This is a genomic window from Verruconatronum alginivorum (assembly GCF_056590205.1).
In genome coordinates this window covers 2,307,359-2,333,541 of sequence record NZ_JBWPVQ010000001.1, presented here as the reverse complement: position 1 = coordinate 2,333,541, position 26,183 = coordinate 2,307,359, and the positions used below count along the sequence as shown (strand labels likewise).

Genomic DNA, 26,183 nt, shown 5'->3' with positions numbered 1-26,183 from the left:
ATGAAGGCGCGACTCCCCGGAAATGGGAGGTCAACTCATTTAATCCTCCGGGACCGGGAGGAGAAGACTGGAGGCGCTCGAACCTCCGCCGTAAATCAGCGGGGTCCGTCGTAGGGACGCCCCCCGGTGTGAAACGGATTCCAATGACCGGGAAATCTGGCGAATTCGGGATGCACCAGGCCCACGTGCCCATCCACAAACGAGACATGTCCGCGTCCGCTATGACGTTCCGCCAAACTGTCATCGTTGGCGTGGAGGACCGCCGAACTGTCATTCGGATTTGCCTCTTCCACCAGCAAAATGATCAGCGAGGGATCGATCACATTGTGGACGCGTCCGTCGAGTTGCGCGAAGGTGAACGTCGGGTTTCTTTCCCCGAGGGCCCGATTCAGCGTGAAGCTGAACTTGTAGGCCCGGTTGTCGGCATTGTCGTCGGACGGGCAGCGATAGATGTCGGGTGAGAAGTTCCCCCCGAGATACGGCACGATGGCCGACTGCCGTATCTTTGTGGTATTGGTCACCGGGTGGTAACCGCGCCAGAGAATCCAGTCCGTTGCTTCTTTCTCCCCGTCTCCTCCGTCCAGGCCTCCGGATGTTGGAAGAATGCCGTTATTATCATCGGCAAACGCCAACATGGCCAACGAGACCTGACGGATATTTGACATACACTGGGCTGCGCGGGCACTCTCCCGGACCCTGCCCACCACAGGAATGAGGATTGCCGCCAAGATTCCAATGATCGCGATCACCGTGAGGAGTTCAATCAAGGTGAACGCCTTCACTCTGGCAGGCCCTGAATCATGGATAGAGTTCATAACAAGGATGGGTTAACTTCGTTCGAATTTCCGCGACCCTACTCTGTCAGGAGTCGAATGCGGTAGAATCGGCGACCGGTGTCGGTCGGGCCGCCAGTCAAGGAGTGATCGTCCACAAAGGTCCGAGTGGTCTCCACTCCGTCGGCCACCGCCTCCTCCGTCACCACCGCCGCTTGGGTAAAGCCAAGATTCAGATCGTTGGTGTAATCGACCCCGTAGGTGCGCCCGCCGACCGAGGCCCACGTCACCGACGAATGACCGGCTTGGTTGACGGCAATATCGATCACGTGAAAACGGGAGCTCGAGTCGGTGGGATCGGTCCCGAGCAGGAACTCCTGCCAGTTGGTGAAGCCGTCGCCATCACTGTCAATGCCGGCAATGGAGGGGCCGTAAGGATCGAATCCAAATTGCAAATACCAGCCATCGGGGATGCCGTCTTCGTTGCTGTCCCGCAACCATGGATCGTCCGGATTCTCCAGGGTGTATTGCACCAGCAGACTGCCGACGTAAGGCTGCCCCCAGTCACTGACTGTCTGTTCCGGATTCGCCAGCGAGTCGATGGCGGTGATGCCTCCATCAACGGTGGATGCGTAGACGTCGAACGAAAAGGTGTCGCCCAGGCTAAGGCCAAGACCGGCAAACTCAAACCGAATATAGACGGTGGTCGTGTCCTTGGTGACTCGGATGTCATCCGGGTTGTTGTCACTCCAGGACGCGCTCCGCCGCTGCCAATTCTCCCCGTCAAAGACGTGAACCTCGCCGCCGTTTCCGCTATTCACCCATGTGCCAATCCACGCATTCATGCCACTGCTCATGCTGATCGGACGGCCCCATCCATTGCCGGCGGTGTCACCGCCAGGACCCGTATCAAAACCGATTAAGTAAGTGCCCCAGGGCTCCGCCACGGGATCTCCCGCCAACGTGATGGCGAAGATCAGATCGGTGGTGGTGTGGCTGACTTCCACGTGCGTGATATCGAGGATACCACCTCCGTCCGTGGTAAACACGTCGCCCACCGTGTCGGCGAATTCTTCCGATCCCAGACCCGGGGGGAGAACCGTCAGGGCCTGGGTCGCATCCGTCAGACTAGCGTGGGAAGCGATCAACGTGTGCGTACCCGGGACACCCGACCGGTAACGGAAGCTCACTTGGGATTCGCCGTTTGCGATCGAAACGCTGGTGATGTCGGTCGTGTCGTCCGCGTTCCGGAAAGTTCCAGACTCATTGCTGCCGAGGTCGATTACGGTCATCCCTTCACTGGTCGTCCATTGACGGCGGTCGTCCCGCAAACGCACCGTGATCAGTTCGGAAGTGACGTCCGCCCGAACCGTCCGGCCCGGACTCGAAAAAACGATATCAGCGGGCGGTCCCGGCTCGATCCAGTCGCACTCCGTCACCGCCAGCGCCCAGTCCATATTGTTGTTGTTGTCCCACTCCCCGGCGCCGTCGTTGAAGACCATGTTGAGCTGAGTGGTCTCGCCCGGAATAAGGTAAGTATACTCCCAACGATTGTCGCCGAGAGAGGTCATCGCCGGATTGGGGACAATGACATCATCCCATCCATTCCGGCCGATGTGGATGAAGACCTGGGAAGCGTTCTCCAAAACCCGGCCGGTCGCGTCGTAGGTGATCGTCACCGGCACGCAACCGTTCGGCTGGGCCGGATCGAACGTCAACACCGGCGGAGGAGCTATGCCGCAATCGGTGTAGGAGAGATGCCACGCCTCTCCGTTGTTGTTGTCCCAGATGGTTTCCCAAGCGTCCCTGAAGACAAAGTTGATTTCATAGGTATCGGGAGGAGTGTCGAAGATGTATTCCCAAAGGTCATCACCCTCGACTTCGTCCATATAACGCATCTGCACGGAGATCACATCCTGCCATCCGTTGCGCCCGATATGAATGTAGACATCCCACTCCCCTCCCAACGGGCCACCCGTGCTATCATAGACAATAGTGACCGGCTCGCATCCCTGCGGCGCGGGCGGGTCGAACTCGACGCTCGGTGCGGCATGGGACACCGCCGCCAGCCCCAACGCAAGGCCGAGGAGAGATGGGAGTTTCAGCAGTTTGATAAGAGGGGAACCGGTTGGATTCACCATTTGGGAGCAATTCAGGGAGGTCATGGATGATTTGGTTGATGATTGGTCGAAGGAAGTTCGCTCGGCGCCTTCTTGCGCCGCGTCCGGAAAGCAATTCTGACTGGTTAACGGGGGGTTCATCGTTTCTTTGGCAGCTGTCGCGATTACACCATACATATATCTCATTCTATTTCGCCTCCGTTCGCGAGAACCCATTCAGTTAACAGTTTAGCATCGCGGAAGACGCCGCATGTCCTGGAGGCTTTGTCCGAAATAGGCTGGCGCTCATGACTCACAGACCCCTTCCGTCATTGTTTAATTCGTCACCAGCCGGATCCGATAGATCCGGCGACCGGAGTCCGTCGGTCCGCCGCTGGTGGAATAATCGTCGACATAAGTCCGGGTGGTCTCCACCCCTTCGTCCACCGCATCTTCATCGAACACGGCCGCTTCGCCGAAGCCTTGGGAGAGATCGTTGGTGTATTCCACCCGATACGTCCGGCCGCCGACGGAGGTCCAGGTCAGCCGGGGATGACCATTTTCATCAAAGTCGAAGCTCACGATTCGGAAGCGCGAGTTCGGATCGGTCGGATCGGTGCCGAGCAGAAACTCCTGCCGGTTGGTGAATCCGTCGCCGTCGCTGTCGAGATCGGCGATGGACGGGCCGTGCGGGTCGAATCCGTATTGCTGATACCAGCCGTCGGGAATTCCGTCGCCGTTGCTGTCGGTCTCCCACGGATCTCCGGGCGCTTCGGCGAGGGTGTATTCGATGACCAAGCTGCCGGAATCGTAACTCCCGCTCCAGTCATCGATGGTCTGATTCGGATTCGCCAGCGAGTCGATGGCGCCAATTCCCGCGTCGCCGGTGGTCGTGTAAACATCGAACGAGAACCCGTCGCCCAGACTCAGCCCCAATTCCGCGATGGCGATGCGAATTTGGATCGTCGTGGCGTCCTTGGTGACGCTGATGCCATCACCACCGCTGTCCGCTTGGGGATTCCAGTTTTCGCCTGTCCAATTCCAGAGTTGGCCACCGTTTCCTTCATTCACCCAAGCGCCGACCCAATAGTTCATGCCGGAACTCATCGCTATCGGCCGACTCCATCCATTGCCGGCGGTGTCGCCGCCGGGACCAGTGTCGAAGCCGATCAGGTATTTGCCCCACTCGGACGCGGTCGGATTCCCAGCCACCGTGATCTTGAACACGAGATCCGTAGCCGTGTGACTGACTTCCACGCTCGTGATATCCAAGATGCCTTCGCCAGCCGTCGTAAAGACGTCGCCGACCGGATCGTGGTAGACCTGCGATCCAAGGGTCGCCGAACGAACCGCCAGAGCTTGGGTCGCTGCCGTCAAAGTCGCATGGGAAGCGGTCAGCAGGTGGGTTCCCACGGTGTCGGAAATGTAGCGGAAACTGGCGGTGGACTGTCCGTCACCGATCGTCACACTGGTTATGTCGGCGGTGTTTCCGGCATTCCGGAATGTTCCCGGATGATCACTGCCGAGGGTAATGAGGGTCGTCCCCTCACTCGTCGTCCCCTGCCTGAGACCGTCCTGCAACTCCACTGTGATCAGGTCGGAGACGAAGCCTTCGGTAACCGTCCGCGTCGGGGTCGAGAATACGATCCTGGCCGGCGGTCCCGGCTCCACCCAACCGCAATCCGCGATCGCCAGCGTCCAATCCTGTTCGCTGTTGTTATCCCACGTCCCCAAACCGTCATTGAACACCAGGTTCAGCTCAGTGGTCTCGCCCGGCATCTGGTAGGTGTATTCCCAAACCCCGTTCCCTACCGGAATCATCTCCGGATTCGGTTCGATCACGTCCTGCCAACCGTTGCGCCCGATATGGATAAATATCTGAGCCGCGCCATCCAAAACGCGTCCCGAGGCATTGTAAGTAATGGTCACGGGTTCGCAACCGACCGGCTCGGCCGGATCGAACGCGACCACGGGAGCGGATGGGGCGGCAGGCGGTTGTTTCGAGAAAATCTGGAGGCTGTAGGGACCCATGTTCACCCCCGCCGTGGGCGTCCCCCCCGAAGCAATCAACTCCTCCGAACCGACATTGGTGAAATCGCTTTGATACGTTTCGGAGTCGCTGTTGAAGTGACTGTACCACGTCCCGGCGGAAGGAAACTGGATCATGTAACTGCCATTATCCCAGGTGGTGTTGGAGAAATTCGCCACCACCACGACGTCGTCGGTCTGGCCCCCGGCGTCCCAGCGGGTGAAAGCGACGACCTTGTTGGTGTTGTCGACGTGGTGGACGTTGACACCGGTTCCCTTCAACCCCTGCATGCCGCCGCGCAGATTGCGTCGCGAATGAATCAGGTCGGTGTAGGCCTGGACGATCCCGGCGTGCGTTTCGGCACGCTCCCAACGCAGCGCGGTGTCGTCGTGGAAGGCCTGCGTCTCGTGCATCTCCTGGCCTTGGAAAATCATCGGCAGTCCGGGGGTAGTCATCACGATTCCCGCCGCCAACAGAGCGCGCCGCCGGGCGAATATACTTTCCGGATCGGTCGAATTGATTTCGCTCGGGATGCGGCTGCGGTTATGGTTCCTGGCGATATAATCATGGGCCTCCGTAAAGATCACCCGGTGATGACCCGCACCGTTGCTGATCAGCTGGCTGACGGTGTTCATATTGCGGTGGACGTCGTCGGCCGCCACGATCTGCCCGTGCAAGCCCCAGCGCCAGCCGACATCCCAGACGTTTTGAAAATTCATCGGAAAATCGAACGCGTGATCCTCGGCGCCCCGTTCCACATGGGGATGGAAGTAAGCCAGTTCGTCGTTGATGGCCATGAGGAGATTGCGGCCACTGACGTTTTGCCCGGTGTCATCGTTGATCATGTTGACGACCGAGTCCCAGCGGAAGCCGCCGACCCGATACTCCTCGACGAACATGAAAATCTGGTCGCGGATAAAGTCGCGGACCTCCTGCCGTCCAAAATCCGGACGGGTCGACCCCCACGGGGTATGAGCTCGGGCATCGTTGTAGAAATAGATCCCGCCGAGATTGTTTTGGTGCCAGCCATCGAACCGCCACATGTCGAGATCGCTCGGCCCGTAGTGATTGTGAACGACGTCCATGAAGATCGCGATGCCGCGCTCGTGGGCGGCGCGGACGAATCGTTTGAAAGCGTCCGGCCCTCCGTATGCGCTTTCGATGGCGAACAGATCGGAAGGATTGTAGCCCCAACTGTAATCCCCGGCAAACTCGTTGACCGGCATCAGCTTGATCACATTGATCCCGAGATCCTGAAGATGGTCCAGCCGCGTGATGGCCCGGTCGAAATTGCCGACCAAGGGTGTCCCGGCAAAGGTTCCCACGTGCATTTGGTACATCACCATGTCGTTGCGCCATGGCTTGGGAGTCTCGACTCCCTGCCAGTCGAACGCATTCACATTGTAGACCACCGAGTCGCCGACGGAGCTCGTCACCCGGCGGGCGCGCGGATCGCGCTTCCAAAGCTCGTCATTCAGATAATATTGATAACGCTGTCCCGCCCGGGCGTTCGGCACGTCGACCGACCAATTGCCGTTGCCTTCGGAGACGAGTGGCGTCTCCCCGAATTGATTGAACTGCCCGCGGACCGACACGCTGGTGGCATGGGGGGCCCAAACGCGGAAAGTGACGCCTCCGTCGTAAGGGATCGAACCCATGCCCGGCCGGACCGATTGCGCCAGGCTTTCGGGCCCCGCGAGAAACAAAAGGACCAGGCAAGACAAGAAAAGCAGCGTCCTGGCGAAGGCGAAATCGGTTGGCGTCCACGGGGACACACCCGACCATGCCTGCGCGTGGTCCGGATGGGGTCTGACTCGGGAGGAGCTTATCATCTGTTTCATCTTTATCAGCGGGAATATGAGGCGAAGCACCCGAACCGACCAGGCGACGAGAGTGCCAGCAGTTGTCAAATGACCCCACGTCCCCGCAATCGGTTCCGGCGACATGAGAGAAAGGATGAAACCATACCATGCCATTCGACACGGGACGGCGAGAGTCCGGGCAGTTGACAGTTAACTCAAATGGCGTCGTCACGGGTTCTCCGCCCCGTGACTCAGCCCCGATTATCGGCCTCCAGCGGTCGCCGGGGCCCATGCCGATAATCCTCGACATTCACCCCGGGTCGACCACCGTCAAGAGTCATGGGCTTAACGATGCGAGAACTGGCCCGCATGGCGGGGGTCTCTCCGGCGACCGTTTCCCTGGCCTTGCGGGATCACCCGCGAATCAGTCCGCCCGTCCGGGAACGGATCAAGGCGCTGGCGGCGGAAAGCGGTTACCGGCCTAACCCAGTGGTAGCGACGCTGATTGCCCAAGTCCGGGCCAGCAAGACCGCCAGTTACCAAAGCACCCTCGGCGCCGTGCTGACCCAACCACTCCGGGAATGCCTCGAAGTGTTTACCTTTCGCCAATGGTTGAGCGCCTGCCGCGCCCGAGCGGCCGAACTCGGTTACGGGTTCGATATCTTCAGCTTGCCCGACGCCAAATTCTCGCCCGATCGACTGACAAAAGTCCTCGATGCCCGCCGGATCCAGGGAGTGGTGGTGATCGGTCCGTTCAAGGATGGTAAAATCCCGGCGGAATTCGATCCGCTCTGGCGACGCTCTTCAGTAGTCCGACTCGGCGAACGCCCGGGCGACCCGGCCCTTTCCTGCGTGTTGAACAATCAATTCGCCACCTCCGTCCTCGCGGTCGATGAACTGACCCGTCTCGGTTACCGCCGCCCCGCCCTCTGCATCAATCCGGAGATCGACGCATTGGTTGAAAACCGTTTCCTCGGCGGTTTCCTGCTCGCCCAACAGAAACTCCCCGCCCGTCGCCGCCTCCCGCCCTTCGATTACCGTCCAGGCGCCGAAAAAGCCTTCCGCCAATGGATCGAAAAACATCGCCCCGACGCCATCCTCACTCTCCATCACGAAATCAAAGCGTGGCTCGAAGCGGATGGACGAAAAATCCCGGACGACATCGGTCTCGCCCATCTCGACTGGTCCGCCTGCCTCGACGGTTGGGCCGGAGCCGACCAAAACAACGAACAGGTCGGCTGGGTGGCGATCGACATGCTGATCGGCCAACTCCATCGCAACGAATACTCTCCTCCCCCCTTCCAGAAATGCATGTTCATCCACAGCACCTGGAAAACCGGTCCCTCCGTCCGGACGGCGGATTGAACGCAACGCCCGGCTCGCGCCGCCGATTCTGCTAAACTGTTAACCGTCTTCGCGCCGAATCGCATTGCCGTCCCTGCCTTGCGTGTAATATCCATTTGTTTAATTCTGGAGCACCCGTTCCAGGGCAACCGAACAATCATCTAATATTCCCATGAACCTCACCCTGACCTGCAGACCCACACACACCCTCCTGCTCTGCGCCACCAGCGCCCTGCTCGCCACCCAACCGCTCCTGCATTCCCAATTCCTCGCCAGCGACGACGCCAGTAATTACCTGAACTGGACGAACGGATCGAACGGGGGGTATGGGTTCACTCCTTGGGTCCTCAACACTAGCGTCGATGGAGAAGGGAACAGCACGAGTGGATTTTTTCTCGGTTCCTCCTCTCAAGGAGGTTGGCGAACAACCACCATCGATACGGCAGGCTATGCTTTCGGCATTTGGAATAACGATGGTGGGTCTGCGGAAGCGATCCGTGGTTTTGACACCGGCGTCTGGCATGATGGATCGCAGCTCTCTTTTGATTTTTCGTTTCGCTACGACGGAGGCAATCGCGGCATCACCTTAGGGGGGGCCTTTGGTAATGAGATTTTCTATCTTGTCATCAATGGTGCCGGTTATGAATGGAACGGCGGAAGTGCGCCTCAAACAGGATGGACAGGGCAGCGTGAACACGGTGAAGTCATTTCGCTCACCTTCACGCAGAATGGAGGAAACGTTGATTTTTCCTTTAGCGGTATTCATGCCAGCAGCCCGAATGTTTCCGGCTCAGTCGCCGGTACCCTTGAAACATTTCGCATTTTCCACGCCGGCGCAGGAGGAGGCGGCGGAAACGACATTTACGTGAACAACCTCCAAGTCATCCCCGAGCCCTCCACCTACGCCGCCATCTTCGGTGGCCTGGCTCTCCTCGGGGCCTTCGCCTACCGACGCCGCACTCAAGCCACAGCCGCCTGATCCTCTTTTCCCTCCTCCATCAAAACCAAACACGGAGAGCGTAAGTTCTCCGTGTTTTTTTGTACCCCACCGGAACCTATCTATGGCTCTGGAAAATGATTCTGCCAGCCCATGATTTTGCCCATCCTATTTCCCCTCTTCACTCCAGCGCGATCTCCACCCGGAGGAAAAATGAATCGACTTCCAGTACGCCAGGAACCTCGAATTGTCGTCGGCTTCCATCACCGGACAACGTGTCTATCACCTCCCAGGTCGCCAAATCGGCGCTCCCCCAAATTCGATACAAACGCCCCGCGACCGTGTCGAATTCCAGCATCAACCCGTCACCACTCCCGAGAATCTCCACCCGGAAAACCGACGACGAATCGGTCGGATCCGTGCCGGCGAGATACTCCATCCAATTCGAGGTGCCATCGCCATCCGCATCCTCATAAGGATCGACTCCCCCCTCCCCGAAAAAGTAAAGCTGCCAACTCTCCGGCAACATCTCAACCAACGGTTCAGATGCCTTAAACTCCCGCACCATTCCCGGCAAATGAACCGGAACCGCCCCGCTCCCATGGATCGCGTAATTGGTCGCCACCCGCGCCGCAAAGACCAGATCATCCCCCGCATGTTGCACAGAGACTTCGCCAAGTACCCGTCCCTCCCCATCGAGTTCGTAGACCGTTCCATTTGCAAACCCGGCGCCTCCATCCACCGAAACCGTAACGTCACCCAAGGTATCCCCGGCCAACCCCCGATTGAAAACCGCCAATCCGGGCGTCAACCGACTCCACCCCATGTCGATTTCCCCATCGAGGGAGCGCAAGGCGACTTCCTCCGCTGCCAAAAGATCTCCACCGACCAACAGGAAATCCGTCCGCACCCCTCCCCTCGCCCGAACCAGGGCGGCGTTTCCGCGGTAGTGAATTCCCTCCGCCCACTTCTCGTCGATGCCATCCTGGAAAAGCACCGTGTCGGCCACGGCGATCTCTCCATCCCATCGCTCAATCCGAAAACCGCCCCCTTCCACCGGCGCTCCGGCCGTCTCCCCAACAACGGATTCGAGGCTGGCCGAGGGATTTTCTGATTCAAAAAACGAATACAACATCACAAACTCGGCCTCCTTCCCTTGACGTCTCACGACCGGCGACGGCAACCGTCGATCGTTCCGCCAGGGAGCCTCGGTCAAGTAGAGCGCCGTCCCCGCAGAATAAAGGAGAGTCGAACGCATTCGCCTCTCCCCATGCCCCCATTCGGCAATCCAACGGTCCCCTTCGAACCGCTCTTCGTAAAGCAAGTCACCATCGGCCGAAGTGACCGAGATCGAATCATACGACACCGAACGGGCGTCCGAACCAGTCAAGCCCACCCGCACCCCGGCAGTCCCGGACGCATGGGTCGCATCCGTTACGGTAACGGCTCCGATCCTCGTGCCGCGCTCCCCTTCGTCATCCAGGAAAACTTCCGCCGTCAGCGTTTCACCGACGACCTCAAACTCCAACCAATACCAGGTGTTATTGTCCAGGGCCTGGCTGAGCGGGGCACCACCCAGCCAGGAGCCTTGGCCGGTCTGCAAACTTCCCGTGGGATTGCGGAAAATCTCCACCTGACCCGCCCGGACCGATGCGGTGTAGCCCTGACTTCCACTTCCGGCGTAGCGAGCAATGATTCCTTGCAACACGGCGGTCGAGGCAATGGTAAAATGGCTGCCCCGCAAACGCGTCTTCACCCGGTAATCCGTCCACGTCGCCGGATCGCCCTCCTGGAGGTCCTGCCCGACGTAAACCGCCGACGCACGCAGTCCGGCACCGCCCGCCGGTCGCTCGACCCGAAGAGTATTTCCATAGAGACTAATCCCATCGTATGGATTTTGTAAATACAACCACCCATCCGGATCCTCTTGCCTGGCCCCCGGAAAAACCGCCTGGATGTTCGAAAGATGCTGATAACCGGAAACGTTCCCCAAGGTAGTCGAACGGCTCTCCAACCCCCCGTTTCCGCCTTCCAACTCAGCATCGAACCGACTCACCCAATCATAGGTTCTCTCCGTATCCGAGCGGGCATGACTCACGTCCAACACATAATCTCCGGCACTCAGGATCCGGCGTTGCAGATCGACTCCGTCATAGACCGCCGAAGTCTTGGCATGCATGAACGAAAACGCCCGTGAAGCGGCGAAACTAACCAACTCTCCACGGGAAACCTGTCCACCGGAGTCCCGGGTGTGACGCAAATTGTCGATCGTTCCCTGCGGATTTTGCGAGATCCCGTCGACCACGATGGTATTTGCGGAGAGAGTATGAATCACAAACTGCTGATGAAGCACCGAATCATAACCGCCGATTTTTCCAGTATTCGGAACCCACCGGTGTTCCCCATCGGAAATCTCAATGCCAAGGTTATCGGCTTGCTGATGGTTGCCCAGAACTCCGTGCGGCTTATAAATGAACGCGGTCTCGGCGTTCCATTCCCCGGCAGCGGGAGTTCGCAAAACTCCCATCCCCACCCCACCGAACAGGGTGCTTCCGAAAAGATTCCACCCTTCCGGGGCGAATCGTTGCGTCCCGGTCCGGAAGCGAAAGCCGGGCTCCAACGACGGCGCCTCATGCGCCGCGAATAGGGCGAGCAACCGGGGCATTCGCTGATCCCGGCTCAACCGGGGAGGCGTGTCTTCCCAGATCCAAACAAAAGCCGGATCCCCATACCGCCGAGCTCCGAACGCGAAAAACCAGGAGGCCAGATTCGGTATCAAAATTTCCGGATCGGCGTCGGCAAAAACCGGCTGGATCCCTCCGCTGTAACTGTGATGGAGGATCGCATTCAGCGCATCCCGAAGCGTTCGCCCCCGGTATTCCATCGCATACAAATCCTGCCCGCGTCGCGTCCCCGCTTCCGCCAGGAGCGTCAAGTAATGCATGGCAAGATAATGATACGAGATCGATTGCTCGAACCACATGCCGTCTCCATGCAACGAATACCCGATGTGATCTCTGAACCCGTGATTAACAAAGCCCATTAATACCGGCGGGATACCGGATGCGGTCGCCTGGCGGGCGGATTGCTCGCCGAATACCGCATTGCGGTAAATGGTTTCGTCCCCGATCACCAGGCCGGTCAATCCGACCGCCGCATTGATCCTCGCCTGCCAATTCATTCCGCCCCGGGCGTTATTCCAAAGTTCATGCACCGCCGTCCGCAGCATCCCTTCAATTTCCCGCCGTTCTGCGGCATTAAACTCTGAATACGAAAGATCGTAAGCCCACGCCAGCGGATGAAGCCAGCCCGAGCCGATTAACGATGAAGAGGCCCACCCGGGGTTGTGCCCTCGGGCATAGGCCAACATCGCATCCCGCAGGGCATCGGCATAAGCCGCATCACCAGTCAAGGCATAGGCGAGGCCGATGTCGCGCAATCCCCCCGATAACGAGGCATAACTGTAACCATCCACCGGAAACGGCCCGCTCGAACTGAAGAGGGTGAAACTGGCCGACTGGATGGCGGCCAGACATTGATCAGCATCGTTCAACAAACGGGACCGGGCCGTGGCGAAGTCCGACCGCTGGGTCGCCAGCAGATTCATCTCCGCGAACTCGTCCGTTCCCGCAAAAAGAAAAGGATGATGGGGAGCCGGCGGTACCACGGCGAAGAAATCATACGAAACGGAGCGATCTCCGGTACCGGTCAATCCGATTCGCACCCCCGCGTTACCCACGGAATAGGTCCCGTCGTTAACACTGACCCTCCCCAGCTCCAATCCGGCGCTCCCGCGGACGTCGGTGAAAACACGAGCGGTCAAGGTCGAGCCCGAAACCTCGAAAAAGAGCCAATACCAAGTATCGTTCTGCAAGGTCGCGCTCAACGGAGCACTGGCGATTCGGGTCCCTTGACTGGTTTCAAGGTTGCCGCCGGGATTCAGAAAAATGTCGATATGACCGGCGCGAATGGAGGCGGTGTACCCAGAATGATCCGCATCGGCATAACGGGCGACGACTCCTTGCAGGAGCCCTTCCGCCGCGATGGTGAAATCCGTGCCGCGCAGACGGGCGATGACCTTATAGTCAGACCAGTCCGCCGGATCGCTTCCTTCGCCTTCCGACACGGAGACCACCGAGGTCGCCCGAAGCCCCCGCGACACGGCCAATCCCGGGCGAAAAAAACGCAGGGTATCATTGTGCAACGAAAGTGATTCATAGGGATCCGTGAGATGAGTCCACCCCGGCGGAATTGTGCCGTTGGTTCCCCGGAACTCATTCTCGTGCCAGGCCCAGGGAAGAGTCTCCGAGTTCAGCACCGTTAACGACAGGACCCAGGTGACCCAAAAAACGCAGGCGCATCTTAAACAGGTTTTCATCTATCCTTAAAAATCAGTTGATAGCCGTGAAAAGGCGCAAAATTTTCAATCAAAGAAGTTCATTGAAAAAGTTCCCGCCCTCCTACTCTTGTCTCTTTCCTTTTTTTGTGCCTCTTGTGCTTTTTCGCGGCTATCTCAATTGCGGAATGTAGGTTTATGTTCGCGATTAAAACTCCCGGACCAGGCCGGAAACAAAACCGGGAGCCTCCCGCGAGGCATTTACGATTAAATAATGACTGGCCGACGCGAGCACGGCCCGGTGAAACCCGGCTTCATCTCGTCGCTCGATCGGCTGCGAATCGAGCCGACGCCCTTCCTCATCCAACTGATAAAGGACAACCTCGTCGAAGTCGGCGGGCAATCGCAACTCAACCGTCATCGTTTGGTCCGGGACCGACGGCAAAACCCCGGCGGTGATCACCGCCATCCCGGGCTTCATCCAATGCCACCCGAATCCGATCCCATCCCCCTCGGTCCTCACCTCCAGGGACTCGCTTTGGAAACGGGAGCCACCCGCCAACACCATGTCCGTCAGTACCTTTCCGTCAAATCGAACCGCTGCCGCCACGCCTTCGATCGAAAACCGATCCGTTTCAGCCCGGCCGTTCGTACCCGAAATCAGAATACTGTCTCGCTGTCCGCCAACCCCGTCTCCGAACCCGATCTCGACGAACCGACCCCCGTCCTCCAGATCGTTCACCTGGAGGAGACGAAGACGCGGTTCCGACCGGTAAGAATCCTCCTCCTGATTGTAAATCGCCAGGAAGCGTGCGGTCCTCCCCTTCGCCCGCACCAGGACCGCCGGAATCTCTCGTTGGTCGTCGAACGGCGATTCAGCCAGAAAAATCTCAGCATCGTCATTCGGCGAAACCAAGCGAAGTGCCAGCCTGCGATCCTCATGAGTCCAAACTGATCCCCAAACGGTCCCGTTCTCCACCCGGCGGATCTGCCGGAGATGCTGGTATCCGGAAGCGCCTCCGAGCGGACCGGCCCCGTCGCGAATTTCCGCCGACGACCACTCGAGTTTCCCATCGACCCGCGACACCCAATCGAAGGTGCGATCCTGGTCCGACGCGACTTCAAAGAGGTCGATCAGATAATCGCCTCCATGAACGAGAATCCGGTTCATCACGGTCCCGGGATAAACATTGGCGGTTTCGGCTGCCATGACGGCAAACCGGGGCGATGCCGCAAATTGCCGGAGCTGGCCGGATGAAACCTGCCGTCCCCGGTCGCGGGTATGCCGGACGTTCGTAGCACCGCCTTGGGGCAATTGGGAAGCACCGTCGACGATCACCGTGTTGCTCGAGATCGAATGGACTGCCCATTCCTGATGCAGGGATGAACCGTAACCTCCAGTCTTTCCAATATTTGGAATCCAGCGATGCCCCCGTTCGACGATCTCGATACCGAGATTGTCCGCTTGCTGATGATTGGCGATCACCCCGTAGGGTTTGTAAACGAAGCTTGCCTCCAAACCGTTGTCCATATCATCGGTCGTGGCACCGCGAAGAACCCCCATTCCGACCCCGGCGAGAAGAGTGTTTCCGTTTAGGTTCCACCCTTCCGGAGCGAAACGCCCGGTGCCGATCTGGAGCGCGGACGGAGCTTCTGGAATCTCCGTCTGATGCAACGCGTATAACACGAGCAAACGCGGATATCGCTGGTCGCGACTCAATCGCGGAGGCGCCTGATTCCACAGCCATAAGAGCCGGGGATCCCCGTAGCGCGCCGCGGTCAACCCATAATACCAAGCGACCCAATTTGAAATCAATTGTTCCGGATCGGCATCCCCCCACGTCGGCTGACGGCGGGAACTGTAGGCATGATAGATCGGGGCAAGCACCGCCTGCCGGAGCGACCGGCCTTCCTTCTCGAAGGCAAACAAATCAATCCCCTGCCGCGTCGCCGCCTCCGCCAAAAGGGCCAAATATTGTAGCGAAAGGTAATGATACGAAATCGATTGCTCGAACCAGATTCCGTCACCAATAATCGAATACGCTATGTGGTCGACGAAGCCATGCCCAAGGTAACTCATCAAATCCGGCTCCCGGCCGTCTGCCGCGACTTTCCGGGCTCGCTCCTCACCGTAGACCGCGCGGTGAAACATCTCCTCGTCGCGAATCGCCAATCCGGCGAGACCGATCGCGGCGTTGATCCGCGCCTGCCAGTTCATCCCGCCGCGCGAGGTCTCGCTCATGCTCGCTGCCGACCTGCGAAACAGCTCCTCAATTTCGGCGGTTTCCCGGGCGTTCAGCCGGTCGCGCACCAAATCGTAAGCCCAGGCGAGTTGAATCAGCCAACCCGACTCTCCGAGCGACGAGGTCCACCGCTCCCGGTAACCTCGCGCGTAAGCCAGGAGTCCGGCGGCGGCGGGAGCACCGTATCCTTTGTCACCGGTCAGTGAATACGCCAGCCCGAGATCGCGCAAGCCGCCCGCGAAACTGGCATATCCAGAGCCGGGAATGGGAAACGGCCCGTTTGCCGAAAACACATCGAAATCCCGGCCTTCGACCGCCCGGCGCACCCGGTTGGCGTCATTCAAAAGCGCCGTCCGGGCCTCGGCGAACGCATCGTTTTCCTCCGCGAGGCGGTTCATCGCCGCGAAATCGGACGCGTCGGCGAAAAGGAAGGGGCCGTTCATCGAGTCCGGATTCGGATGACCACCGGCGGGTTCGGAACAGCCTCCATAAGCGACCGAAAGGAGAAGCGCCACCAGGAGCGCCAAGGCCCGGCGCCCGGCTGGTGGAACGGCCTCCGAATTGTCTCCCCGGAATGCCGATTGATGAGTCTGTATTTCAATAAATGGCATCGCCAGAAGTCCGCGGAGTCGCCTCCCCTTATTTTCGCCGCACTAATTGCCGGAAGCTTTCAGCCGCCGGCGGGCAAACGCCAGCAACAAAACCACTCCGCCCGCCATCGCGGCATAGGTCGACGGTTCGGGGATCACCGAGAAATTGTCATAGGTGACGGACCGATCGTTGGTTCCGGTAAGGCCAACCCGGATTCCGGCGGTGCCTGTCGAGTAGTTTGAGTCCACGACCGACACAAAACCAATCGAATTCCCGACCTCCCCGCCATCATCCAGATAGACCGAGGCACTTAGATTGTTGCCCGAAACCGTGAACTGAAGCCAATACCAAGTATTGTTTGCCAGTGATTGGGTGAGGTCGGACGATTGGAGAATCGTTCCCGCGTTGTTCTGGAGGCTGGTCGGATTGCGGAAAATCTCAATTCTTCCGGCTTGAATGGAGGCGGTATAGCCCGGATTCTCCTCATCAACGAACCGAGCGACGACCCCCTGCAAAAGATTGTTTGCGGTGATGGTGAAATTCGATCCCTGCAAACGCGTCAGCACGGTATAGTTCGCCCAATCATAAGGGCTGCCATCATTTAGATCGATACCGTCGAAAACAACCGTTGTTCGAAGCCCCGCGCCGGAGGGCATGGCCGGCCGCAATACCCTCAGAGCATCATTCTGAATATTCGTGCTTTCATACGGGTCCGTCACAAACTCCCAATCCGCCGGTCGAGTCCCGTTGGTTCCGGTGAAATCGGTGTGGTACAGTAGCTGGGCGGAAGCGATGCCGGAGAAGAAGACGCAAGCGCTGAGGGCGAATGAAAAACGTAGAAGTTTTTGTTTCATAGGAGCTTGAAATGTAGGGTTGCACAGGAGCCGGAAGAATTCTGGCTCTCCGATGCCACAAGACTTCCCCAAACAACGGTCGTCCGCAAAATACTTATCACTAATACCGTTCAGTAATCGACCGGTTCGTCCTTGTCGTTCGCCGTTTTCCTCCCAATCATCCTCCTCCATGGCAAAACCCCGATCATGCACCATGGCCGATGTCGCCAAGGCGGCGGGGGTTTCCCCGGCCACGGTCTCGTTGGCATTACGAAGCGACCGCTCGATTCCGCCCGCCACCCGGGAAAAGGTCACCCGGGCCGCCGAAGCCCTCGGTTACCGTCCGAATCCCATGGTTTCCGCGCTCATGGCCAACCTTCGGGCGACCGGTCGAAAGGCCCGCAAACGGGTCTGCTCGATCGCCTTTCTCAACACCAACACCGACGACGCACCGTGGCAGCGCCGAATTCTCCACGAGAAATATTTCACCGGGGCCAAGAAACGAGGTGAACACCTCGGTTTTCAAGTGGAACCGGTTTCCGTGCGCGAACCCGGCATGACCATGGGACGTTTGAGCAAAATACTCCAGACCCGAGGCGTCGAGGGGATCTTGATCGCGCCGCTGCCGAAGGGTTTCGGTCCGATCGAACTCGATTGGAGCCCGTTCGCGGTCGCGGCGCTCGGTTACTCCGTGGCCGACTACTTGTCGATGGCCGCCCATCACAATTTCGGCAACATGCTCACCGCGCTCGCCCAGTTGAAACGACAAGGTTACCGGAGGATCGGATTCTGCATCAGCGACGAACTCAACACCCGGGTCGGCCGGATCTGGGCTGCGGCCTTTCTCCAATCTCACCTCGGACGTCCCGCCAGGGAGAACGTCCCAGTCTGCCTTTTCGCAACCCCGACGTTCGAGAAGACTTTCTTCGCCTGGATGAAACGCTACCGTCCCGATGCGGTGATCAGTTCCTACGGTCCCCCGATCCTCGAATCGTTTACCGAACTCGAATTGAAGGTTCCGGACGATATCGGGTTCGCCACCATGGGGCAGCACCCGGAGCACGACACGTTTTCCGGAGTCGACGAAGGGGCCGAAGTGTTGGGCGGACTCGGCATCGAGTTAGTGGTGGAGCAACTCCACCGAAACGAACGCGGCATTCCGAAACAACGCAAAATCGTCCTCCAGGACGGCACTTGGCGCCAAGGCTGGACGACGCGCGGCGAGCGGTGAGCGCGCGCTCCGCGCGCATAGACGATAGCTGATAGACAATAGACAATAGACGATAGGACCTCCACGGATCGTCTATCGTCTATTTGCTATCGTCTATGCTTTCGCCTCCCGGCGAAAGCCTGCGAAAGCTACTTCTCCACCGGCACCACGATGCCTCGGAGGATGATGTTTTGCGCGAAAAGGAAAACCAGGATCGGCGGAATCGAAGCGACCAGCACCGAGGCGAAAACACCGCCGGTCGATACCGTGGCCCGATACTGGTAAAGCCAAACCGACAACAGCCACATGTCCTGCTCCGGCGCGATAATCAAGGCGAAGAGAAACACCGTGTAGGCCGCATTGAACGCCGTCAGTCCGACCACCGCCAAAATCGGTTTACTCAGGGCCATGGTGATCGAGAAGAACATCCGAAATTCGGACGCCCCTTCGATCTGCGCCGCCTCATACAATTCCCGGGGCAACGAATCGAAAAAGCCTTTAAGCAGGTAGATCAAATACCCGTTAGCGATCGTCGGCAGGAGAAGCCCCGCGAAGGTATTCATCAAACCGAAGTTCTGCATCATGATAAAGACCGGAATGGTCGTCACCATCGGCGGAAACGCCATCACCGCCATCATCAACAAAAGAATCTTATATGTCCCGGGAATCTGGAAACGGGACAACGCGTAGGCGGCGAGCGGATTGACCAACAAGGCAAATAAGACCGCCAGCGAACAATAAATGACGGTGTTGATGAAGATCCGTCCTTCCACAAAAACCGCGTCGAAAACGTTGATGAAATTGCGCGCCGCGAAGGTCCGCCGCAGGGACCCGCTGTTTTCCCGGGCATAGGTCAATTCCAACTCGGCGAATGGCATCCAGATTTCGTCGAACCCCCCGTAATTTCGCCCGTAAGCCGCGTTCAAGGCGGCGATGTCGCCTTCGAACTCCTGGATCAACCAATCCCTCCAGGCGTATTCAGGCCCCACAAGACTCCATGCCTCCGGATCGATGGTGGCAAGGAACTCGTTGTAGTCGGTGCGGGCGCCGCCGGAAAGATACCGCCCCTGGGGCAATTCGACCGCTTCAAATCCATCGAACGCTTCCCCCCATACCACGTTCAGATCGCCGATTTGGTCTTCGTATTGTTCCCGGAGATATTGCTGAAACGGCTCACGGTACTCCTCGGCCAACACCACGAACGAGGTGTTCAAATCCTGGAGAATGAAATCGATCCATTCCTGGCGAAACTGGTCCGTCCCCGGCCGTCCGGTGCCGGGAACCGTCTGGGGGAGTCGGAATTCTGACATCGATGCGAGCTCCAACCCGAACTCGCGGTTGACCGTTTCAACGTTCCCGTAATTCGGATACACCACCAACTCCAGGAAAAACCCGCTCAACGAAACCAATTGCCTCTTCGCGAATGGAGCTTCCTCCAGGAGCCCGTAATATTCCCGGGAGAGAATGTTGTCTTCGAGGTCGAAACGGTAGGACATCCATTCCACTCGCGGGAACACCACTTGGGTCCAACTGGCGACGGACGTGCCGACATCGCGCGAAAAACGCTCGATGTCCCCGTCATAGGAGGCGGCCAGTCGCCGCCGGAGTTCCCGGAGATTCTCCGGGACCGTCCGCGTGCCGAACACCCCGCCCAGGACCTGCCAGTGCCGGGGGAGTGCCTCCTCCTCGAAAAACCGCCGAAAATCCTCCACCGCCCGCGACGAGACGTCTGTCGGGGCGTCGACAAAACGAAAGGCGAAATCCCGCCGCATATGGGCCCGGTTGTAATCGCCGATTTCCTGCTGGTATTTAAACTCAAGAAACTTCTGATACAGGACCTCTTCGCGGACGAAAAAGGCGGGTACCAAATCGAGGTCGTTTTCATCGAGCTCGCTACGGAACGCCCCCGAAATCATCAGCAGGAACGGGTAAATCATGGTGAACCCGCCGATGGAGAGAGCCACGATGGTGGCGGTGTGAAACAATCGGCCTTTGACGGACGAGGATTCGACTTTGAGAAAGATGGGCATGGTTTCGAAGATCGGTGATTCGGAAGAAGATAAAAGACCGGACGGCCGCGGGATCAACCGGCGGCCTTGAACTCGGCGCGGGAGAGGAGTTTCATTTGATAGGCGGTGAATCCGATCAGGATGCCTCCCATGATCCAGGCCATCGCGGTTCCGACGCCGTATTGAAGATCCATGAAGGTGCGGTAAAAAATCGCCAGCGAAAGCGTCGTCGTCGCCTCGTTCGGTCCCCCGCCGGTCATCACCAGGATTTGGTCGGCTCCTCCTTTGAAGGCCGCCACCATCGCGGCGATCAGGTTGAGGACGATCAGGAACTTCAACCGCGGGAGGACGATGTAAAAGACCCGGTGCCAGAAACCGGCGCCGTCGATCGCCGCCGCCTCATACAATTCGTCCGGCACGCTTTTCAATCCGGCCAGGTAAATGATACAGCCGGGGCCGCTGGCCGCCCAAATCGAAGGGATCACGATACAGAGCATCGCCAGCGCTGGGTCTTGCAACCATCGCAACGGCTCCAGTTCGAATCGGCCGAAGGCGCCGCCGAGCAACGCCATCCCTTCCCCGAAACCGCCTTCGCGGATCGCGCCAACGAAAGGCGTCAGAGTGACTCCAACAAAGGCCAAGGCGACCGCCCAGAGGCAAAGCTTCAACCCCATCGGCATTTCCTCAAGTTTCACCGGCAACCAGATCAGCACCCCGATCAGCGAGAACCAAAATCCGAGCAGAACCCACTTCAGCAGGGTCGCCGGGACCGGACCGAGGATGTTCAAACTCAACAGAAGTTTATTCAACGTCCCGGCGGGCGATGGATCGAAGAGCTGCATCCAGAGAAACATCACCACGATTCCGATCAAGACCGATGGAAGATAAAACACGGTCCGGAAAAAATACTTCAGGAAGTTGGTCGGCACTTCCTGCAACAGAATCGCCAACAAAATCGGCGGCCAGAATCCGAGCGCGATCATCAACGCCACGAAATAAAACTCCCGCCACAAAGCCTGCCAGAACATCTGATCATAAAGAATCGTCGCGAAGTTGTCGACCCCGACCCATGTACTGTCCAACACCACCCGGTAATCCATAAAGGTGATACTGAATCCACCGATCGCCAGCGGCACGTACTGCCAGAAGAGGATCAAACCGAGGCCCGGCATCAACAACGCCCAACCCCAGAGAAGATTGCGTTTGTGTTTCGACCATTCCACCTTCGGGCCGACCTTACTGAAGGAACGCCAGACACTGGTCATACCTGCGGCGAAAGCACCGACCAAGACCAACAATACCGCGGAAGCAACGATCCGGCGTTTTCGCATTTCCTCGTCCGAAATGATCCCAAAAGCCGAAGTCTCCATCTCGTGGGCGGCGGTCGTTAACAACCCCAAAATATCATCGATCGCCTGCTCGCGCGGCATGTTGAGATAATTCCGTTCGAGCGCGTGGTTGATCGGCGAAGACATCAAACGATAAACGAACTGCGTGTCCCGCCCATACGGCTCCGGCACTCCATGGGCCAAGGCCTCGTTAAAGGCTTCCTTCCACCCGGCCGGCACCCGGTCCAGCAATCGGGTGTATCCAAACCTCTGCAACAGATCGGGATTCACGAACTGTCCGTAACCGCGATTGACGAAGGTCTCGGTACGGATCCTCAGGGCATCGTCGCCGGTGATGAACCAGATATACTCCATCACCGCCAATTGCTGGGCCGGGGAGCTCTGACTGAAAACCCCCAACATCCGCGAATTCAACTCGCTCCCCCGGTTGCCGTTCGGATCCGCCGGGAGCGGCGCGATGCCGACCAGATTCGGCGATACCGTCGCCAGCATCGCCTCGTCCAGATAACCACCCTGCATGCTGACTTGCCCCCGGTTCCACAGGATCGGTCCATCACCCCGGATCGAAGCCGATCCGACCAGACGGCGGCCGTCCTCTTTCTCGAACGGTTCCCGCAGCAGACGCCAAAAGAAAAGCAACCCCTCCGCTGCCCCCCGGGTGTGGAAAGCCGCCCGCCATTCCCCCTGCTCATCCCGTTCCATCGCCCGGGCGCCCGAGGCGACAATAAATGGATACGCCATGTAACTGATGCTCGTTCCAGGGGCAAACACCATCGCATGCCGCTGCCGCGCAGGGTCATGCAGGATGCGGGCGTATTCCATCAACTCATCCCACGTATCCGGTCCCCGCTCCGGATCCAATCCCGCCTCCTGAAAATGATCCTTCCGGTAGAACAACGCCCGCACCAGATTAGCCGTCGGCATCGTCCAAACATGATCGCGGTCCGACCGCCCTGTCAGGTCTTCCCGGTAAATCACCGGCCAAACCCGTTCCGGCACCCGCTCCCGCATTTTCGCCACCGCCGCTTCGATCTCCTCCTCGGTCGGATCCTCCAGCCAATTCCCTTGTTCGTCGAATTCCCGGACCGCCGGATTCTCACTCAAAACCCGCGCGAGCAACGGTTCCAGTGGCATCAGAAATCCTTGCTGATTGTAAGTGGCCGACTGACGAAAATTCACATAGATGGCGTTCGGCCCCATCCCGGCGGAAATCGCCATCAACGGACCACTGTCCATCGCAGCATCGACGCCAATTTGAGGCATTGTGAACGGCTTGATCCGATACTGCGGAAAACGGTTCTGGAAAGCGCGCAACACCGCACGGTCGGCGACAGCGGCCACTCCGGTTTGCCCCGGTGCCGGCAGATTTTGAGCCACGAATTCGACCCGGTCCCCGTCGGCGCCAACCAACGGATGCAAGCCGGGCGCAATAAAGAAAATCCCCATGACCAACAAGGCCAGGGTAGCAGGGAATCGCTCAATGTGGTTCACCATAAAAAGACCGGAATGTGAAGTTTCCCTCAATTGTGGCAACAAAAAACGCCCAGGCATCTCGCCGGGGATCGATGCAAGACGCTCCACGCCCGCATGATCAGCCAGTCAGCCGATTTCATGGATCAGCCCGAAATCGCCGGATCGTTCTTCCCCGTCGCCTGCGGCACCACCACTGTTTCCGTGTGCTGACGATAGACCGATGGAGCCAGCCCGACGACCGCCCGAAAGGTTCGACTGAAAAACGAGAGCGACTGAAATCCGCACCGCTCGGCAATCACCGTCAAACTCAACGACGAATCGAGCAACAAGGTCTTCGCCCGGTCAATCCTCATCTCCCGGATGTAACTGAAAACACTTTGGCCGGTCTCCCGCTTGAAGACCCGCGCCAGATGTTCCTCCCCTTTTCCGACCTGCCAGGCGATTCCACCCAGGGTGAGATCGCCCGCCAGATTTTTCAAAATGTATTCTTTCGCCGCCGCCACCCAAGGGGTGCTCTCCTCCCCGACCGGCAACTCCACCGGGGCCGCCCGACTCGCCGCCCGGCGCGCCGTCGCCACGATCAAGCTCGTGCAAAGCGCCCGCACCCGATGGCGAAATCCCGCCCCCCGCTGCTCCGTCTCTTTCCGCAATGCCCGCAGGAGCTCCGTCACTTCCGCATCGATCCCGCCCGACAGTTGGAGCGGTTTCTGGAAATGATGCAGGATAAAATCAGAGAATTGAGTCTCCGGATGACGCATCCGTGCCCGCGCTCGCTTCGCCAGGTATTCGGCGTCCAGAAAAAGCCGGACCACATGCAAACGGGCAGCCTTCTTCTCCGACGGATTGCAGTAACGATGATACCCGACAACCGGGGCCGCGCAAATATCCCCGGCCGCCAGCGGCCGCCGCCCCTCCAAGCCCTCCAACTCATGCTCGATCGCCCCATTCAAGACGAACAAGAGTTTAAAATGATGCCGCGCCAACCGGACCATCCCCCCCTGCGGCACGACAAACACCATCTCATCCACCAGCAAAAACGGCGGCCCCAAATTCTCAACTGAATGCGACGAATACCCCATCTTCGGAGCGCGCTGCGCGCGCATAGACAATAACCGATAGACAATAGACGATTTCCGGCGCGGTCAACGGCGCTCTCCGCGCCAAGTCAAAATAGTGAAAACGGAATCAATCCACGCTAAAGACAGCCGCCCGCCTTTCAGCTATTCTCCTCCCACCTATGATGAAACTCGATCAGTTGAAAGCCGCCCGCGGCGAACGCGAACTCAAACCTTTCCCCATCTCCGACCGCGAGCTGTGCGAACGTTACGAGGCCCTCTTCACCGCCGCCGTCAACGACGTGCTCCGGGAACGGAACCTGACCCACCAAACCCTCCCCAACAACATCATGCCGTTGCGTGATTCGATGAAAGTCGCCGGTCCGGCCTTCACCATCAAGGGCTCCAAAAGTCTGCTCGTGAAGGACGAAATGCGCGAACGAGCCGAAATGCTCGAATCGATCCCGGCCCACTCCGTGGTCGCCTGGGACACCAGCAACGACGACGAGTCCGCCCAATGGGGGGAAGTCATGACCATGGCCGCCAAGAAACGGGGTTGCCGCGGCGCCATCGTCGACGGCGGGGTCCGCGACACCGACCGCGTCCTGCCGCAAAATTTTCCTGTCTTCGTAAAGTTCCGCAGCTCCAACGGCATGCTCGGTCGATTCCGCATCAGCGGCTGGCAACTCCCCATCCGGATCGGCGAGGTCGACATCTTTCCCGGTGACATCGTCTTCGGTGACATCGACGGCGCCATCGTCGTCCCGCGCGACATCGCCTACGAGGTTCTCCTTCGTGCCGAAGAGATCGCTGCAGCCGAGGGCGAACTCAAGAAATGGGTGGAAGAAGGTCTCTCCGCCACCGAGATCGTCGACCGCGGCGGCTACTTCTAAATCCTGCCCCCATTAAAAATATGAATACACTGAAAGATCAAACCATCGTCATTATCGGCGCGGGCGGCGGCTTCGGCCACGCCTTGGTCGGCCAACTCAAGAGCCACGGCGCGAAACTCGCCCTCGGCGACCGCGACGCCGATCCGATCGAAAAGCTCGCCGAGGAGGCCCGCGCGGGTGGATCCGCCGAGGTCCTCGCCGAAACGCTCGACGTCACCGACGAGAACTCCGTCGCCGCCTTCTTCAAGAGCGTCGGTTCCCGCTTCGGCAAGGCCGACGTTCTCCTTTATCTCCCGGGACTTTCCGTCGCTTCGCCGGTCGCCGACATGGCCGCGGCCGATTACGATAAGATCGTCGAGGTCAACCTGAAGGGGCTCTTCCTTTCCGCCAAACATTACCTGCCGCTGATCGATCCCGAGCGCAATCCGCTCCTCGCCTTCATCAGCTCCCAGGCCGCCACCCGGGCCAACCCGAACGCTCCCGTCTATTGCGCCGCCAAGGCCGCCGTCTCGATGTTCGGACAGGGTCTCGCCCTTCAGGGAATGAAACAGAACCTCCGCGTCACCGCTTTCAAACCAGGCCCGGTCGACACCAAAGGTTTCTGGGGCGACCGCCCGGTGCCGCGAGAAAAATTCATGCAGGCCTCCGATGTCGCCAAGGTAATCGAATTCGTCCTCACCTTGCCCCCGCACATCGTGATGCACGAGGTCAGTTTCGAATCGTTCGAGTTCTTCAAGAAGTAAACCGACCTTCAAAGGCGCGGGGAGCTACCCCCGCGTCTTTCGCTTCCTCCTTCATCGCCGACCGCCCGTCCCAATGAGAATTGAACACTTCGCCTTCCAGGTTCCCGATCCGGTCGCATTCGCCGCATGGTATGGTGAACACCTCGGCATGAAAACGGTCCGCTCCACCGGAGCCCCGACCCATACCCATTTTCTCGCCGCCTCCGACGGCGCGGTTCTGATCGAGATCTACCGCAACGAGAACGCCCCCATCCCCGATTACCCAAACCAAGATCCTCTGGTGGTCCATCTCGCCTTTGTATCCACCGACCCTGACAATGATGCCGCCCGCTTGGTCGAAGCCGGAGCGACCATCGCCTCCGGTCCGACCACCACCGGCGCCGGCGACCTTCTCTACATGCTCCGCGACCCGTGGGGTTTCCCTTTCCAACTTTGTCGCCGAGCCCGGCGAATGCTTTAAACAC

General features: G+C 58.9%; 15 protein-coding genes. 6 read left to right on the top strand and 9 right to left on the bottom strand.

What is annotated here, in order from left to right; all coding sequences use genetic code 11:
- Positions 1 to 95: 95 nt before the first annotated feature.
- The 3 genes from ACWUI2_RS08215 to ACWUI2_RS08205 all read right to left on the bottom strand — a co-directional run bounded on the left by ACWUI2_RS08215 (position 96) and on the right by ACWUI2_RS08205 (position 6,742).
- On the bottom strand, positions 96 to 815 hold the full coding sequence (locus tag ACWUI2_RS08215) for a type II secretion system protein (protein WP_486982371.1): 720 nt from the start codon (positions 813 to 815) through the stop codon (positions 96 to 98).
- 38 nt (positions 816 to 853) lie between these two features.
- The gene (locus ACWUI2_RS08210; protein WP_486982370.1) at positions 854 to 2,938 is read right to left on the bottom strand and encodes a carbohydrate-binding protein; all 2,085 of its coding nucleotides are present in this window, start codon (positions 2,936 to 2,938) and stop codon (positions 854 to 856) included.
- A 270-nt stretch (positions 2,939 to 3,208) separates the two neighbouring features.
- Positions 3,209 to 6,742 (bottom strand): alpha-amylase family glycosyl hydrolase, encoded by a 3,534-nt coding sequence (locus tag ACWUI2_RS08205; protein ID WP_486982369.1) that lies wholly within the window; start codon positions 6,740 to 6,742, stop codon positions 3,209 to 3,211.
- 312 nt (positions 6,743 to 7,054) lie between these two features.
- On the opposite strand from ACWUI2_RS08205, the gene ACWUI2_RS08200 reads away from it, so the two are divergent.
- Positions 7,055 to 8,068, top strand: coding sequence for a LacI family DNA-binding transcriptional regulator (locus ACWUI2_RS08200; RefSeq protein WP_486982368.1), 1,014 nt, complete (start codon positions 7,055 to 7,057; stop codon positions 8,066 to 8,068).
- Positions 8,069 to 8,219: 151 nt separating this feature from the next.
- Positions 8,220 to 9,026 carry a PEP-CTERM sorting domain-containing protein gene (locus tag ACWUI2_RS08195; RefSeq protein ID WP_486982367.1) on the top strand — a complete coding sequence of 269 codons (807 nt, stop codon included), beginning with the start codon at positions 8,220 to 8,222 and terminating at the stop codon, positions 9,024 to 9,026.
- 139 nt (positions 9,027 to 9,165) lie between these two features.
- Here ACWUI2_RS08195 and ACWUI2_RS08190 read toward each other — a convergent pair whose 3' ends face one another.
- The 3 genes from ACWUI2_RS08190 to ACWUI2_RS08180 form a co-directional block, all read right to left on the bottom strand.
- Positions 9,166 to 13,362 carry an alginate lyase family protein gene (locus tag ACWUI2_RS08190; protein WP_486982366.1) on the bottom strand — a complete coding sequence of 1,399 codons (4,197 nt, stop codon included), beginning with the start codon at positions 13,360 to 13,362 and terminating at the stop codon, positions 9,166 to 9,168.
- A gap of 166 nt (positions 13,363 to 13,528) precedes the next feature.
- Positions 13,529 to 16,174 (bottom strand): alginate lyase family protein, encoded by a 2,646-nt coding sequence (locus ACWUI2_RS08185; protein WP_486982365.1) that lies wholly within the window; start codon positions 16,172 to 16,174, stop codon positions 13,529 to 13,531.
- Positions 16,175 to 16,216: 42 nt separating this feature from the next.
- The gene (locus ACWUI2_RS08180; RefSeq protein ID WP_486982364.1) at positions 16,217 to 17,008 is read right to left on the bottom strand and encodes a PEP-CTERM sorting domain-containing protein; all 792 of its coding nucleotides are present in this window, start codon (positions 17,006 to 17,008) and stop codon (positions 16,217 to 16,219) included.
- A gap of 169 nt (positions 17,009 to 17,177) precedes the next feature.
- Here ACWUI2_RS08180 and ACWUI2_RS08175 point away from each other — a divergent pair, with 169 nt between their 5' ends.
- Complete coding sequence (locus ACWUI2_RS08175) at positions 17,178 to 18,218, top strand: LacI family DNA-binding transcriptional regulator (RefSeq protein WP_486982363.1); 1,041 nt, start codon at positions 17,178 to 17,180, stop codon at positions 18,216 to 18,218.
- Between the two features lie 128 nt (positions 18,219 to 18,346).
- Here ACWUI2_RS08175 and ACWUI2_RS08170 read toward each other — a convergent pair whose 3' ends face one another.
- From ACWUI2_RS08170 to ACWUI2_RS08160, 3 genes are all read right to left on the bottom strand, one after another.
- On the bottom strand, positions 18,347 to 20,227 hold the full coding sequence (locus ACWUI2_RS08170; protein ID WP_486982362.1) for a carbohydrate ABC transporter permease: 1,881 nt from the start codon (positions 20,225 to 20,227) through the stop codon (positions 18,347 to 18,349).
- Between the two features lie 53 nt (positions 20,228 to 20,280).
- Positions 20,281 to 23,049: an extracellular solute-binding protein gene (locus ACWUI2_RS08165; protein ID WP_486982361.1), complete on the bottom strand. Its 2,769-nt coding sequence runs from the start codon at positions 23,047 to 23,049 to the stop codon at positions 20,281 to 20,283.
- A gap of 122 nt (positions 23,050 to 23,171) precedes the next feature.
- Positions 23,172 to 24,131 (bottom strand): helix-turn-helix transcriptional regulator, encoded by a 960-nt coding sequence (locus ACWUI2_RS08160; RefSeq protein WP_486982360.1) that lies wholly within the window; start codon positions 24,129 to 24,131, stop codon positions 23,172 to 23,174.
- A 134-nt stretch (positions 24,132 to 24,265) separates the two neighbouring features.
- Between ACWUI2_RS08160 and ACWUI2_RS08155 the strand changes: the two genes are divergently transcribed.
- The 3 genes from ACWUI2_RS08155 to ACWUI2_RS08145 all read left to right on the top strand — a co-directional run bounded on the left by ACWUI2_RS08155 (position 24,266) and on the right by ACWUI2_RS08145 (position 26,179).
- Positions 24,266 to 24,976: an RraA family protein gene (locus tag ACWUI2_RS08155; protein WP_486982359.1), complete on the top strand. Its 711-nt coding sequence runs from the start codon at positions 24,266 to 24,268 to the stop codon at positions 24,974 to 24,976.
- Positions 24,977 to 24,996: 20 nt separating this feature from the next.
- Positions 24,997 to 25,719 (top strand): SDR family oxidoreductase, encoded by a 723-nt coding sequence (locus tag ACWUI2_RS08150; RefSeq protein WP_486982358.1) that lies wholly within the window; start codon positions 24,997 to 24,999, stop codon positions 25,717 to 25,719.
- A gap of 73 nt (positions 25,720 to 25,792) precedes the next feature.
- Positions 25,793 to 26,179: a VOC family protein gene (locus ACWUI2_RS08145; protein ID WP_486982357.1), complete on the top strand. Its 387-nt coding sequence runs from the start codon at positions 25,793 to 25,795 to the stop codon at positions 26,177 to 26,179.
- The last annotated feature ends 4 nt before the right edge of the window (positions 26,180 to 26,183 follow it).